Genomic DNA, 13,097 nt, shown 5'->3' with positions numbered 1-13,097 from the left:
AGCGTAGCAACAGGCCGCAGGGGAAAAGCAGTTCGGTTCGGTCGTTGTTCCGTAGCCGTTGCGTCCCGGTTCCGTCCCGGCGAACGGACTGCGGCCCACAGGTTGCCTGCGCCTACAATTCGGCGGTGAACCCCTCCACCTCCACAGCGGAAGCGCTGCGCGCGGCCCTGGCCGCGCTGCTCGACGGACTGCCGCCCAAGCAGGCCACGCAGGCCGTCGACCGGCTGATCGCCAGCTACCGCGGGACCACTCCGACGGACGCCCCGATTCTGCGCGACCGCTCCGACGTCGTCGCGTACGCCGCGTACCGGATGCCCGCGACCTTCGAGGCGGTACGGTCCGCGATCGCCGCGCTGCGCGAGGCCGCCCCTGACTGGGTCCCCGCCACGCACACCGACGTCGGGGGCGGTACGGGCGCGGCGAGCTGGGCGGTCGCCGGAGCCTGGCAGGGGCCGGCGACGACGGTCCTGGACTGGGCCGAGCCCGCGCTCGCCCTGGGCCGCGAACTGGCCGCCTCCTCGGGCCTCCCCGGCCTGCGCGACGCCACGTGGCAGCAGGCCAGGATCGGCGCCGCGCTCGAACTCGCGCCGGTGGACCTGGTGACCGTCTCGTACGTACTCAAGGAACTCACCCCGAAGGCCAGGGCCGAGCTCGTGGACGCCGCGGCGGGCGCCGCGCAGGCAGTCGTGATCGTCGAGGCAGGCACCCCCGACGGGTACGAGCGCGTCATCGAGGCCCGTACCCGGCTGATCGCCGCCGGGCTGAGCGTCGCCGCGCCCTGCCCGCACGACGACGCGTGCCCCATCGAGCCGGGCACCGACTGGTGCCACTTCTCCGCCCGGGTCAGCCGCTCCTCGCTGCACCGGCAGGTGAAGGGCGGCTCGCTCAGCCACGAGGACGAGAAGTTCAGCTACGTCGTGGCGACCCGCTTCCCCGTGGACCCGGCCGCCGCCCGCGTCATCCGCAGGCCGCAGATCCGCAAGGGCCAGGTGCTGCTGGAACTCTGCACCCGCGACGAGGCCCTCCAGCGCTCCACGGTCACCAAGCGCCACGGCGAGCTGTACCGGGCGGCCAGGGACACCGCGTGGGGTGACGCCTGGCCGCCCGACGCCTCACAGGCGTAGCTCCTGGGTGCAGCACTTCACGCTGCCGCCGCCCTTGAGCAGCTCGCCCAGGTCCATCGGCACCGGATCGAAACCGCGGTCCCGCAGCGGCTCGAAGAGCCCCGTGGCGGCCTGCGGCAGCAGCACGTGGAGCCCGTCGCTGACCGCGTTGAGGCCGAGCGCCGCCGCGTCCGGCTCCCGGGCGGTCAGCGCGTCGGGGAAGAGCCGGGCCAGCACGGACCTGCTGCCCGGCGAGAAGGCGCCGGGGTAGTACATGATCTCGTCGGCCGCCTCGTCGAGCACGCACAGGGCCGTGTCCAGGTGGTAGTAGCGCGGATCCACCAGATCGAGACCGATGACCGGCCGCCCGAAGAACTCCTGCGCCTCGTCGTGCGAGAGCGGACTGGAGCGGAATCCGCGGCCCGCCAGGATGTACGAGGAGGTGACCGCGAAGTCCCCCTCGCCCTCGTTGACGTGATCCGGCTCGCGGATCTCGGTGAAGCCCGCTCCCCGGAACCAGTCCCGGTGGGCCTCCGCCTCCTCGTACCGCTCCCGGTAGGCGAACAGGGCGCCCAGTACGCGCCCGTCGATCACGGTCGCCCCGTTGGCGGCGAAGACCATGTCCGGCAGATCCGGCCGGGGGGTGAGCAGCTCGACGGTGTGCCCGAGCGCGCGGTACCGGTCGCGCAGGTCCTCCCACTGGGTCCTGGCCAGCGCCAGGTCGACGGGTTTCGACGGGTCCATCCACGGGTTGATGGAGTACGTGACCTTGAAGTGGGTGGGGGCGCACATCAGATAGCGACGAGGGGTGGCGTCACGAGTCAATGCGGGCTCCTCTCGAACGGCAGCCTCGGCTGCGGAACGGTGGGACGCACGATCAGTGCGTGAGCTCATGGTGCGCCGTGCCGGGCCGATCCGCAGTGGACCGATCGGGTGGTTCGTATCGGACCTACAAGCAGGGCCTACAAGACGATACGTATCGGCTCGCAGGGAGGTAGATTGGCGTACATGTCACCCGCCAAGGTCCCCGACTCCAGCCGCCGCAGCGACCGCTCGCGCCGCGCCATCTACGACGCCGCTCTCGCCCTGGTGGTGGAGGTCGGCTACGCGAAGACGACGATCGAGGGGATCGCCGCCCGCGCCGGGGTCGGCAAACAGACGATCTACCGCTGGTGGCCGTCGAAGGCGGCCGTACTGCTCGAGGCGTTCACCGAGCTCGGGGAGCGGGCGGCGGAGGTCGCAGGAGAGGTGCACGGGCTTCCGGACACCGGAGATCTGGCGGCCGACCTCAAGCTCGTCCTGCGGGCCACCGTCGACGAGCTCAACGACCCGGCGATCGAGGCGCCGACCCGCGCGCTCACCGCCGAAGGGATCGTCGATCCGAAGCTCGGCGCCGAATTCACCGGGAAACTGCTCGACCCGCAGCTCCAGTTCTATGTCACACGGCTGCGTGCGGCCCAGGAGACCGGAGAGCTGCGGGCCGACATCGACCCCCGGATCGCCCTGGAGCTGCTGATCGCCCCTCTGACCCACCGCTGGCTGCTCCGGACCCTCCCGCTGACGCACGAGTACGCCGACTCGGTGGTCGACTACGCCCTCCGGGGCCTCTCCGCGGAGCGCTGAGCGATACCCGGAATGTCATGACATGAGGTGTGATGGTGCTCACCTCGGTGCATCTGCCCCCGTACCCGCTTGAGAACTCTGGCCACCCGAGGCGCAGGATGGTGGGACCATGGACAGGCAACGCTGAGGTGAGGGGATAGATGGGCGCCGATTCCGGCCGTTATCGCGGCACAGAGAACAGGATTTCCCAGTGGCTGCGGCGACGACCCAAACCGCAGCGGGCCGAGGCCGATGACACGGCCCGCCTGGAGCTGCTGCTGGCTGTCGCCGATGCGGGCATGCCGATCTCGCCCGCCGCGCATCCCAACGGATACCGATGTTCGTGCGAACGCATCGGATGCCCCACCCCCGCGCGCCACCCCGTCTCGTTCGCCTGGCAGACGCAGTCGACCACCGACCGCGCGCAGATCGAGCGCTGGGCCGCAGGCCAGCCGCTGGCCAACTTCATCACCGCGACCGGCATGATCCACGACGTCCTGGACGTCCCGCTGACCGCCGGCGCCGGAGCCCTGGAACGGCTCCTTGCCGCAGACATCGACGTCGGCCCCGTCGCCCAGTCCGGCGAGGACCGGATGCTCTTCTTCACCGCCACCCGCGGCACCCCCGAGGACGAGGACGAGTGGTGGCCCTGTGAGCTGGACTGCCACCCCGAGACCATGGACGAGCACCCGGGGCTGCGCTGGCACTGCCGCGGCAGCTACGTCCTCCTGCCACCCGCACGGCTCCCCGGTGAGCTGGACGTGCGCTGGCTCCGCGGCCCCGAGCACCCGCTGCCCGATCCGCTGACCCTGCTCGAAACGCTCACCGACGCCTGCGCGCAGTACGCGGACTCCGCCGAGCAGAGCGATCTCGACCACGATTCGGTGGCCTGGCCGCTGAGCCGCTAGGACACGCCCCAGGGCGTGTCCGGCGGGCTACGAACCCTGCGCGGCCGTCAGGCCGGGCAGGCGGTTCAGCACGATCACCTTGCCGGCCTGGTCCGCGGCGCCCTGCTTGGGGACGTACACCAGCTGGCTGGAGACCCGCTCCTTGGTGAGGGTGCTCTTCACCTCGCCCGTCAGCAGCGCCTGCACGTCCGAGTTGACCGTCGGCTTCAGGCCCTGCGCCGCCGTCTGCCGCTCGAAGTGCTTGCTGCTGAAGAAGACCAGCGCCCCGCCGTCCTCCGTCGTGAGGCCGAGCGGCGCGAACGTTCCGGTGTCCAGGGGCTGGTCGACGTACTGGTACGAGAATCCGGCCACGCGGGTGTTCTTGCGCGTGGTCCGCCAGGCCGAGGTGGCCGCACCCGGAGCGAACACATCCGGCTCGCCGTCCTTCAGATACCCGGTGTACGTGGCACTCAAGTCTTCGGGCTCGACGGCCAGTTCACCGCTCGCGGGCGCCACGGGCTCCGCGAAGCCGTCACCGTCCACCCGGAACTCCGGGACCTGGCCGGGGGGAACGACCGCCAGATAAGCGGCCTTCCACAGCGCGTCGGGACCCGTCCGTACGAACACGAGCAGCCAGCGGGTGTCGAGCTTCCCCGCGTCCTGGTCACGGTTGGAATCGGTGTCCGCGACGAACCAGCGTGGCCAGCCGGCCTTCTTCGGGATGGTGTACGAGGCATCGGTCAGCTCCAGCGGCTGATGGGCCGCGTTGCCGTCCGGGCTGTTCTTCTGCCGCGCCTTCAGACCCGCCTGGTTGATCGCACCGAGCGAACCGGTCACCCGGTCCGCGTCGAGCGCCGGATCGTACGCCTTGTCCGCCTTGTTGTAAGCGGTCGTGAAGTCCTCCAGGGCCTGCGCGGCCTCAGACTTCTTCGCTCCCGGCACGACTTCCAGCTCGCCGTGCACCGTCACGCAGCCGCTCGCCGTCACGCTCAGCACTGTCGCCGTCGCGAGCCCCGCCGCCAGTCGCCCCAGCCTTGTCATCCGTTGCCTTCTGCGCCTTCTGATCCGTCGCCCGCACTGACCGTCCGAACCCTACCGGGGCGAGGAACAGCGCGAGCGTGGGGATCAGATACAGCGCCCACACCGTGACCTGGAGGACGGTCGGGTCGGGCTGGAAGTTGAACACGCCCTTCAGCAGGGTGCCGTACCAGCTGTCGGGCGGGATCGTGGCGCTGACGTCGAACGCCTTGTTCCGCAGACCGCCCAGGAACTCCGCCTCCTGGAGGTCGTGCACGCCGTACGCCAGCACGCCGGCCGCCACCACGACCAGCATCCCGCCGGTCCAGGTGAAGAACTTCGCCAGGTTGATCCTCAGCGCCCCGCGGTAGAACAGCCAGCCCAGCACGACGGCGGTGGCGATACCCAGCAGCACACCGATCAGCGGCTCCGATGAACCCTCGCCGCTCGCCCGCACCGACGCCCACACGAACAGCGCGGTCTCCAGGCCCTCACGCCCCACGGCCAGGAACGCCGTGGCCACGAGCGCGCCGGTGCCCATCGCGAGCGCCGCGTCGAGCTTGCCGTGCAGTTCCGCCTTGAGGTGCCGCGCGGTGCGCCGCATCCAGAAGACCATCCACGTCACCAGGCCGACCGCGATGATCGACAGCGAACCGCCCAGCGCCTCCTGGGCCTTGAACGTCATCTCCTGCGAGCCGAACTCCAGCGCGGCGCCGAAGGCCAGCGAGATCGCACAGGCGATCCCGATGCCCGTCCATACCGGGCGCAGCGCGTCACGGCGTTCCGTCCTGACCAGATACGCGACCAGGATGCAGACGACGAGACTGGCCTCCAGGCCCTCGCGCAGGCCGATCAGATAGTTGCCGAACATGCCGGTCCTTCCACGGTGTCGGTCATGAGAACAGTGCCCGGCCCCACCAGTCGTCCTTGTCACGGACGCCCGGCGGGACGGCGAAGACGGCCGAACCCACGTGCTGGATGTACTCGTTCAGCGCGTCGTGCGCCGCCAGGCTGCGCTGCACCGGAATGAAGCCCTTGCGGACATCGCGCTGGTACGCCAGGAAGAACAGGCCCGCGTCGAGCCGGCCGAGCCCGTCCGTACCGTCGGTGAAGGAGTAGCCGCGGCGCAGGATCGTCGCCCCGTCATTGGTGTCCGGGTGCGCGAGGCGCACATGGGCCGTCGGCAGCATCGCCTTCAGGAACGGCTCGTCGCGCTCCTTCGACTTGCCGACAGGGGCGCCCTCGCCCTTGTCCCGGCCGAAGATGTCCTCCTGCTCCTGGAGTCCGGTCCTGTCCCAGGTCTCGATGTGCATCCGGATGCGCCGGGCGACGAGGTACGAACCCCCGGTCATCCAGCCGGAGTCGTCCTTCCCGCCCACCCACACGTGCTTCTTCAGGGCCGCGCTGTCGGTGCCCGCGATGTTCCGGGTGCCGTCCTTGAAACCCATCATGTTGCGGGGGGTCTGCGCGTCGGGCGTCGTCGACGACGTCTTGCCGAAGCCGAGCTGCGACCAGCGGATCGCCGTACGCCCCATGCCGATCCTGGCGAGGTTACGGATGGCGTGCACCGCGACCTGCGGGTCGTCCGCGCACGCCTGGACGCACAGGTCGCCGCCGCTGCGGGAGGCGTCGAGGTTGTCGAAGGGGAACTTCGGCAGCTCGACGAGCGCCTCGGGGCGCCGGTCATCGAGCCCGAACCGGCCCTTCGCGAAGAGCGAGGGCCCGAAGCCGATCGTGAGGGTCAGCCGGGACGGCTTGAGGCCCAGCGCCTCGCCGGTGTCGTCCGGCGGAGCCTCCGCGAGCCCTCCGTACGCACCGTCGCCCACCGGGCGCCCGGCCGTCATCCGCTCCGCCGCCCGGGTCCACTCCTGGAGCAGGGCGGCCAGCTCGGCCCGGTCCTTCGTCGTCACGTCGAACGCGGCGAAGTGCAGCCGGTCCTGTACGGCGGTGGCGATCCCGGCCTGGTGCGCACCGTGGAACGGCACGGCCGCACCGCTCTCCGCGGCGGGCACCGTGCCCTCGTCGGAGCGCACCGCGGCGACCGCTCCGCCCGCCGCCACGGCACCGAGCGCGAGCCCGGCCCCGCCCCAGCCGAGCAGGGCCCGGCGCGAAGGGGGCGCGGCGCCGTCGGTCTCCGTGAGTGCGGCGGCGGTGTTCTGTGCGTCCTCGGACATGACCGGAGCCTCCTCGCCCTGAGTTACTTCGTCCTGGGTTACTTCGTCACCGCGGCGGCGAGCCTGGACAGCGGCTCGGCGAGCGCGTTGACCGCGTCCGAGAGCTCCTTGCGCTCCGCCTTGCCGACCTTGTCGTACGAGGTGAACTCGTAGGAGTTCTTGTCCTCGCGGTACTTGTCCAGCAGCGTGTCGAGCGCCGCGAACTCCTTGTCCAGGGAGGCGGTCAGCGCCGCGTCGTTCTTCGCCGCGATCGGCTTCAGCAGCTCGTACGACTTCTCCGCACCCTCGACGTTCGCCTTGAAGTCGACGAGGTCGGTGTGGCTGTAGCGCTCCTCCTCACCGGTGACCTTGCCGGTGGCGACCTCGTCGAGGAGTTCCTTGGCGCCGTTGGCCATCGAGGTCGGGGTGATCTCCGCCTTGCCGACGCGGTTCTGCCAGTCGATGAGGTCCTTGTAGAGGACGGGGGCGAGGGCCTTCTCCTCGGCGCCCAGCTTCTTGTCCTGCCAGAGGGCCTTCTCCAGGCGGTGCCAGCCGGTCCACTCCTGGCCCTCCTCCAGGCCGTCGGCGCGGACGTCGACCTTCGGGTCGATGTCGCCGAAGGACTCGGCGACCGGCTCGGTGCGCTCCCAGCCGATACGGGAGTCGGCGTACGCCTTCTTCGCGGCCTCGATGTCACCCGCGGCGACGGCGTCGGTGAAGACCTTGACCTTGGGCAGCGTCTCGTCGGCCTGCGCCTGCACGTAGGTGCGGTACTCGGCGACGGCCTTGTCCATCTCCGGGCTGCGCTTCACCGCCGAACCGCCGGTGACCTCGACCTTCTGGCGGATGCCGTCGCCCTTCATACCGGGCTTGCAGGCGATCTCGTACGAACCGGCCTTCACCTCGGCGGTGATCTTCGCCTTGGTGCCGGGGCCGATGTTCTCGCGCTCGGTGACGATGCGGTCGTCCGGGAAGAGGATGTAGACCTCGGTGACCTTCGATCCCTTGTTCTCGACGGCCAGTTCGACATGGCCGGCGGGGATCTTCGTCTTCGAGACCTCGCAGGAGTCGTCCTTCGCGACGACCTGGACCGCGCCGTCGCCCTTGCCGTCGCTCTTCTCGGCGCAGCCGGTGACGGCGGTCAGTGCGGCCACGGTCGCGGCAGCGGTGACGACGGAGAAACGAACGGCTCGCATGCGGGCTCCACGGAAGAGGTAAAGGGGACGGAGAACACTCGGGCAAAGCCGGGTGAGGCGGACCTAACTTAACCGAGCCTTACCTCACCCGTACCCCCTCGTACGGTGATTCACCTCTCACCCCCGGCGCAGGAAAACGGCCTGGTCACAGTCGACCCACCAGCGACCCAGAGGCCGGTCAAGACAGGGTCAAGACACCCTTGTCGGTACGACGAGAGGCACCCCCGTCCGCGGGTGCGGGAAGACATCCACCGGCTGCCGGTAGACCTCGCCGAGCAGCTCGCAAGGTCGAGACGAGCGCGGGCGCCACCGCCTCCGGCAACGGCTACCGCTTCCCGGACGCCACCGGCGACTTCGACGCCGCGAACCGGACGCTCGACGCCGAGTTCGCAGGCAAGGTCCGCTTCCTCGGCCACAAGGAGGGCGACGACTACACCCTCGACCTCTCGCTGACCGGCCTGGAGATCCAGGTGAGGGGACCAAGGGCACGCTGATCGCCGACGTGTCCAGCAAGGACCGGGAGACCAAGAAGGTCTCCACCTACACCGGTCTTGCCGTCGCCGACCTGAAGCTGCCCACAGGTGAACTGGCCGCCAAGGACGGCGTGGTGACCCTCTCCGGCGTCCCCGCGACCCTGTCCGCCGACGGCACCAAGGCGTTCGGCGGCATGTACGAGAAGGGCGAGAAGCTCGACAGCCTGACCGTCGCCGTGGCACTCGACAAGGACGCGCAGCTGCCCGGCGGCTCGTCCGCGGGCGGCTCCACGACCGGCGGTTCGGCCGACGCCGGCTCCACCACCGGCGGTTCGGTCACCGGCGGCACCGGCGCCACGGTCGGCGGCGCGGGCTCCCTCGCCTCCACCGGCTCCGACGTCCCGGCCGGTGCGCTGTTCGCCGGCGCGGGCGTCGTCGTGGCCGCCGGTGCGGGCGTGATGATCGCGGCGCGCCGCCGCCGTACCGTCTGATCCGTCTGATCCGTCAAGGACCCGTCAGAGCTCCGTCAGGGCCGCACCGGCAGTACACCGCCGGTGCGGCCCTGCGGCGTCCGGCGATTGCGTACGGTGCTTGAATGCGGCCGTGAACGAATTCGGCGTACCCGACGGCATCGACGTACTGCGTGTGTTCTGCGGCCCGGACGGCCGGCACGGCAACGCGCTCGGAGTCGTACGGGAAGGGGCGGCGTACCCCGATGAGGCGTCCCGGCAGGCACTGGCGCGCACGCTCGGCTTCAGCGAGACCGTGTTCGTCGACGACCCGGAGCGAGGGCGCGTCGACATCTACACCCCCGGGCTGCGGCTCCCGTTCGCCGGTCACCCGCTCGTCGGCACGGCCTGGCTGCTCGATCTGGAGATCCTGGAACTGCCGGTGGGAGACGTGTTCGCCCGCCAGGACGGCGAGTTCACCTGGATCACCGCCCGCCCCGAGTGGGCGCCGCCGAGGGCACTGGAGCGCTACGCGTCGGCCACCGAGGTCGAGGCGCTGACGGGGCCGCCGCCCGGCGAGGGCTGGCTCTACGTATGGGCCTGGGAGGACGAGGCCGCGGGGCGGGTCAGAGCCCGCGCCTTCCCGCGAAGGGACGACGGGATCGTGGAGGACGAGGCGACCGGGGCGGCGGCACTGCTGCTCAGCGCCGCGCTCGGCCGCGCCCTCAACATCAGACAAGGACGCGGCTCCCAGATCCTCACGGCACCCGCGCCGGACGGCACGGTGGAGGTAGGGGGCCGCGTCCTGCTGGCCAGGGCGTGAAAACCGCGCCCACGTGTCACGCGCTGAGCGGGAAGACCTCGCCCAGCTCGCGGAAGACGGCGGTGTTCAGCGCGAACGCGCGCTTGCACTCGTCGATGATGCGCTGCTTCTCCAGATCGTCCGCGTTCACCGCGTCCAGCAGCTCCCGGTAACCCCGCTTGAACGCGGCGGGGTTGGCGATCTCCTCGAACACGTAGAACCGCACCCCGTCGCCCTTGCGCGCGAAGCCCCAGGTCTTCTCCGCCTTGTCGCGGATGATCTGGCCGCCCGAGAGGTCCCCGAGGTAGCGCGTGTAGTGGTGCGCGATGTATCCGGCAGTCCAGGTGCGGGCGCACTCGGCGACCCGCTCCGCGTACGCGGCGGTGGCCGGCAGCGGCTCCAGGCCCTCGCGCCAGCCGGGGCCGCGCAGATGTGCCAGGTCGCGCTCCAGCTCGGTGCTGCGCATCAGCTCGGTCTGTATGAAGGGCCCGGCGACCGGGTCGTTCCGCAGGGTCTCCGCGCCGTCCTCCAGCGCCCGGTACACGAACCACAGCTGCTCGGTGTAGCGCGTGTACGCGTCCACCCCCAGGCGTCCGCCGAGCAGATCGCCCATGAACGTCGACGTCTCCGCCTCGGTGTGCTGCTCGTGCGAGGCCGTGCGGATGAGCGTGGAGAAGGGGGTGGCTGTGCCGGGTGCGTCCAAGGCGGGCCTCCGAAGACCAGGGGGGTGCGATACGCCGATCTTCCTACTTAGGCTTACCTAAGTCAACTGGTTCCCGACTGGCTGTCGGTAAAAACGATACGCCCGGACGCACCGGCGCGGAGGGTTACGGAAGAGTAAGGATCTCCGCCCCGGTCTCCGTGACCACCAGCGTGTGCTCGAACTGCGCGGTGCGCCTGCCGTCCTTCGTCACCACGGTCCAGCCGTCGTCCCACATGTCGTGCTCATGAGTGCCGAGCGTCAGCATCGGCTCGATCGTGAAGGTCATTCCGGGCTGCATCACCGTGGTGGCATGCGGGCTGTCGTAATGGGGAACGATCAGACCGGAGTGGAACGAGGAATTGATCCCGTGCCCGGTGAAGTCCCGCACCACCCCGTAACCGAAACGCTTCGCGTACGACTCGATGACCCGGCCGATCACATTGATCTGGCGCCCCGGACGGACCGCCTTGATGGCCCGGTTCAGCGATTCCCGGGTGCGCTCGACCAGCAGACGCGACTCCTCGTCGACGTCACCGCAGAGGTACGTGGCGTTGTTGTCGCCGTGCACGCCGTTGATGTACGCCGTGACGTCGAGGTTAACGATGTCGCCGTCCCGCAGCACGGTGGAGTCCGGGATGCCGTGACAGATGACCTCGTTGAGCGAGGAACAGAGCGACTTCGGGAAACCGCGGTAACCGAGCGTCGAGGGGTACGCGCCGTGGTCGACCATGAACTCGTGGGCGACCCGGTCGAGCTCGTCGGTGGTGACACCCGGAGCGATGTGCTTCGCGGCCTCCTCCATCGCCTGGGCGGCGATGCGGCCCGCGATCCGCATCCGTTCGACGGTCTCGGCGTCCTGGATCTCCGGGCCGGTGTACGGCGCGGGAGCCGGTTTCCCCACATACTCGGGGCGCCGGATGTTTCCGGGGACGGAACGAATGGGAGTGATCTCCCCTGGTACGAGCAGCGACTGGCCAGACATGCCAGCGAGTCTAACCAGCGGGCTCGGGGCAGCATGATCGTAAGGAAAGGAAGCGACGATGGCCCTGTTCAAGAAGCGCACCGTCGGCAAGCCGGGCGAGTGGTACTACTGCCTGGAGCACAAGAAGGTCGAGGAAGGCCCCGAGTGCCCGGCGAAGGACCGCTTCGGCCCCTACGCGACGCCGGAGGAGGCCCACCACGCCATGGAAACCGCCCAGGAGCGGAACCTGGAGTGGGAGACCGACCCGAAGTGGCACGACAAGTCGGCACCTGAAGGCCCTTCCGGACCCGAAAGCCCCTCCGGCAACTGACGGGCCACGCTCCACGCCGCCCTCCGGCACACCGCTCCTCAGACGCCGGAGGGGGTCGCGCGCTGCGCCCGCCTCCGTACCGCGTCCTCGTCCGTTTCGGAGTCGTACGACAGCAGCTTCGGCAACGTCGCCGCCAGCAGTGCGACCGATGCCACACACGCCACCCCGCCGCTCCAGATCGCCGGCCGCGTCCCCGTCCAGCCCGCCATCGCACCGGCCCGGACCTGGCCCAGCTGCGGACCGACGCTGTACGACAGCACCTCGATGCCCGCGAGCCTGCCCCGCAGCTCCTCCGGGATGGTCTGGTTCCAGATCGTCGCCCGGCCCAGACCGCTCAGCATGTCGCCCGCGCCCGCCACCGCCAGGCACACCAGCACCAGCCACACCTCGCCGAACCAGCCCGCCGCGGCGATCGCCAGACCCCAGACGGCCGCGCCGAACACCACGAAGAGCCCGTGCCGCCGCACCCGTGAGGTCCAGCCGCTGGTCAGCCCCAGTACCAGGGAACCGACCGACCCCGCCGCGTACATCAGGCCGAGCGACCACTCCGCGTCCAGCTCGTCCGCCAGGAACGGGAAGATCGTGTTCGGGAAGGCGAAGAACATCGCCGCCAGGTCGATGGCGTACGTCCCCAGCAGCACCGGCCTGCTCCACGCGTACCGCGCACCCTCCGCGATCCCGCGCAGCGACGGCTTCTGCGCGTCATGGGCGGGAGGAGCGGGGGCGAGCCGCAGGCAGAGCAGGACGGAGACGGCGAAGGTGACGACCGTGACCGCGTACGCCGTGGCGTGCCCGGCATAGGCCACCACCAGGCCCGCGAGCGCCGGACCCGCGATCGCGCCGATCTGCCAGCGCAACGAGTTCAGCGCCGCGGCGGCGGTCTGCTGGTCGTGGGGCACGATCCGGGCGATCAGTGAATCCAGCGCGGGCCGCTGGAGCCCCGCCAGGGCGGCGACCCCCGCGGCCACCACATACAGCGGCCAGAGCGCCGGATCGGGCATCAGCGCGTTCACCAGCAGGATCACGGCGAGCAGCCCGAGCCCCGCCTCCGTACCCAGGATGACCTTGCGGCGGTCAGCCGAGTCGGCCAGCGCCCCGCCGTACAGCCCGAACACGATCAGCGGCACCAGCTCGACGGCGCCCATCGCGCCGACGGCCAGCGGGGATCCGGTGAGGTGCTTGATCTGCAACGGCAGCGCGATCAGGGCCATGAAGCTGCCGAAGTACGTGATCAGCCCCTGGCTCCACAACAGCCTGAAGTCGGCCGAGGAACGCCAGGGCGAAAGATCGGGAAGCAGCGCGGCGAGCCTGGCGGGCCAGGAGGGCGGGGAGGGCTGAGAGGGCTGGGAAGGCGGGGAGGGCTGAGAGGGCTGGGAGGGCGGCGACGTCACGAGGGGTCATGGTCCGTCCGCCCTTGTGC

13 protein-coding genes and 2 pseudogenes are annotated in these 13,097 nt (G+C 70.3%); 6 read left to right on the top strand and 9 right to left on the bottom strand.

The genetic code is table 11. The features are described from left to right. The first annotated feature begins 125 nt into the window (after positions 1–125). A complete protein-coding gene (locus ACWGO0_RS21520; protein ID WP_453537171.1) occupies positions 126–1,124 on the top strand; it encodes a small ribosomal subunit Rsm22 family protein in 999 nt (332 codons plus the stop codon). On the opposite strand, the gene ddaH is transcribed toward ACWGO0_RS21520, so the two are convergent. Further along, positions 1,113–1,997 (bottom strand): dimethylargininase, encoded by an 885-nt coding sequence (gene ddaH / locus ACWGO0_RS21515; protein ID WP_453537168.1) that lies wholly within the window; start codon positions 1,995–1,997, stop codon positions 1,113–1,115. The two genes, ACWGO0_RS21520 and ddaH, sit on opposite strands and share 12 nt — an antisense overlap. A gap of 114 nt (positions 1,998–2,111) precedes the next feature. Between ddaH and ACWGO0_RS21510 the strand changes: the two genes are divergently transcribed. Both ACWGO0_RS21510 and ACWGO0_RS21505 read left to right on the top strand, forming a co-directional pair. Further along, on the top strand, positions 2,112–2,726 hold the full coding sequence (locus tag ACWGO0_RS21510; RefSeq protein ID WP_453537165.1) for a TetR/AcrR family transcriptional regulator: 615 nt from the start codon (positions 2,112–2,114) through the stop codon (positions 2,724–2,726). A gap of 140 nt (positions 2,727–2,866) precedes the next feature. After that, positions 2,867–3,613, top strand: a complete 747-nt coding sequence (locus ACWGO0_RS21505) for a bifunctional DNA primase/polymerase (RefSeq protein ID WP_453537162.1) — start codon at positions 2,867–2,869, stop codon at positions 3,611–3,613. Between the two features lie 27 nt (positions 3,614–3,640). Here the strand turns inward: ACWGO0_RS21505 and ACWGO0_RS21500 are convergent, their stop codons facing one another. The 5 genes and pseudogenes from ACWGO0_RS21500 to ACWGO0_RS21480 form a co-directional block, all read right to left on the bottom strand. Beyond that, positions 3,641–4,624, bottom strand: coding sequence for a hypothetical protein (locus ACWGO0_RS21500; RefSeq protein ID WP_453537288.1), 984 nt, complete (start codon positions 4,622–4,624; stop codon positions 3,641–3,643). Beyond that, positions 4,512–5,480, bottom strand: coding sequence for an iron uptake transporter permease EfeU (gene efeU / locus ACWGO0_RS21495; RefSeq protein ID WP_453537159.1), 969 nt, complete (start codon positions 5,478–5,480; stop codon positions 4,512–4,514). The genes ACWGO0_RS21500 and efeU overlap by 113 nt, the downstream gene beginning before the upstream one ends. A 22-nt stretch (positions 5,481–5,502) precedes the next feature. Next, positions 5,503–6,783, bottom strand: coding sequence for an iron uptake transporter deferrochelatase/peroxidase subunit (gene efeB, locus ACWGO0_RS21490; RefSeq protein ID WP_453537156.1), 1,281 nt, complete (start codon positions 6,781–6,783; stop codon positions 5,503–5,505). A gap of 38 nt (positions 6,784–6,821) precedes the next feature. Further along, positions 6,822–7,958: an iron uptake system protein EfeO gene (efeO, locus tag ACWGO0_RS21485; RefSeq protein WP_453537153.1), complete on the bottom strand. Its 1,137-nt coding sequence runs from the start codon at positions 7,956–7,958 to the stop codon at positions 6,822–6,824. Between the two features lie 189 nt (positions 7,959–8,147). Beyond that, a pseudogene (locus tag ACWGO0_RS21480) lies at positions 8,148–8,240 on the bottom strand (hemin ABC transporter ATP-binding protein); the annotation flags it as partial. A gap of 2 nt (positions 8,241–8,242) precedes the next feature. On the opposite strand from ACWGO0_RS21480, the pseudogene ACWGO0_RS21475 reads away from it, so the two are divergent. Both ACWGO0_RS21475 and ACWGO0_RS21470 read left to right on the top strand, forming a co-directional pair. Continuing rightward, a pseudogene (locus ACWGO0_RS21475) lies at positions 8,243–8,922 on the top strand (HtaA domain-containing protein); the annotation flags it as partial. Between the two features lie 112 nt (positions 8,923–9,034). Beyond that, complete coding sequence (locus ACWGO0_RS21470) at positions 9,035–9,703, top strand: PhzF family phenazine biosynthesis protein (protein ID WP_453537150.1); 669 nt, start codon at positions 9,035–9,037, stop codon at positions 9,701–9,703. Between the two features lie 16 nt (positions 9,704–9,719). On the opposite strand, the gene ACWGO0_RS21465 is transcribed toward ACWGO0_RS21470, so the two are convergent. Both ACWGO0_RS21465 and map read right to left on the bottom strand, forming a co-directional pair. After that, positions 9,720–10,385 carry a biliverdin-producing heme oxygenase gene (locus tag ACWGO0_RS21465; RefSeq protein ID WP_453537147.1) on the bottom strand — a complete coding sequence of 222 codons (666 nt, stop codon included), beginning with the start codon at positions 10,383–10,385 and terminating at the stop codon, positions 9,720–9,722. A gap of 124 nt (positions 10,386–10,509) precedes the next feature. Next, the gene (map, locus tag ACWGO0_RS21460; protein WP_453537144.1) at positions 10,510–11,367 is read right to left on the bottom strand and encodes a type I methionyl aminopeptidase; all 858 of its coding nucleotides are present in this window, start codon (positions 11,365–11,367) and stop codon (positions 10,510–10,512) included. Positions 11,368–11,425: 58 nt separating this feature from the next. On the opposite strand from map, the gene ACWGO0_RS21455 reads away from it, so the two are divergent. Beyond that, positions 11,426–11,677, top strand: a complete 252-nt coding sequence (locus ACWGO0_RS21455) for a hypothetical protein (protein WP_453537141.1) — start codon at positions 11,426–11,428, stop codon at positions 11,675–11,677. Positions 11,678–11,715: 38 nt separating this feature from the next. Here the strand turns inward: ACWGO0_RS21455 and ACWGO0_RS21450 are convergent, their stop codons facing one another. Beyond that, the gene (locus ACWGO0_RS21450) at positions 11,716–13,068 is read right to left on the bottom strand and encodes an MFS transporter (protein ID WP_453537138.1); all 1,353 of its coding nucleotides are present in this window, start codon (positions 13,066–13,068) and stop codon (positions 11,716–11,718) included. Positions 13,069–13,097 lie beyond the last annotated feature (29 nt).

This window comes from Streptomyces sp. NPDC055749 (genome assembly GCF_053617235.1).
The sequence above is the reverse complement of the archived record's forward strand: the minus strand, read 5'-3'. Positions and strand labels throughout refer to the sequence as shown.

Coding starts and splice junctions, on each gene's coding strand:
- ddaH (WP_453537168.1), bottom strand. CDS start 1,997: ATGAGCTCACGCACTGATCGTGCGTCCCACCGTTCCGCAGCCGAGGCT.
- ACWGO0_RS21510 (WP_453537165.1), top strand. CDS start 2,112: ATGTCACCCGCCAAGGTCCCCGACTCCAGCCGCCGCAGCGACCGCTCG.
- ACWGO0_RS21505 (WP_453537162.1), top strand. CDS start 2,867: ATGGGCGCCGATTCCGGCCGTTATCGCGGCACAGAGAACAGGATTTCC.
- efeU (WP_453537159.1), bottom strand. CDS start 5,480: ATGTTCGGCAACTATCTGATCGGCCTGCGCGAGGGCCTGGAGGCCAGT.
- efeB (WP_453537156.1), bottom strand. CDS start 6,783: ATGTCCGAGGACGCACAGAACACCGCCGCCGCACTCACGGAGACCGAC.
- efeO (WP_453537153.1), bottom strand. CDS start 7,958: ATGCGAGCCGTTCGTTTCTCCGTCGTCACCGCTGCCGCGACCGTGGCC.
- map (WP_453537144.1), bottom strand. CDS start 11,367: ATGTCTGGCCAGTCGCTGCTCGTACCAGGGGAGATCACTCCCATTCGT.
- ACWGO0_RS21455 (WP_453537141.1), top strand. CDS start 11,426: ATGGCCCTGTTCAAGAAGCGCACCGTCGGCAAGCCGGGCGAGTGGTAC.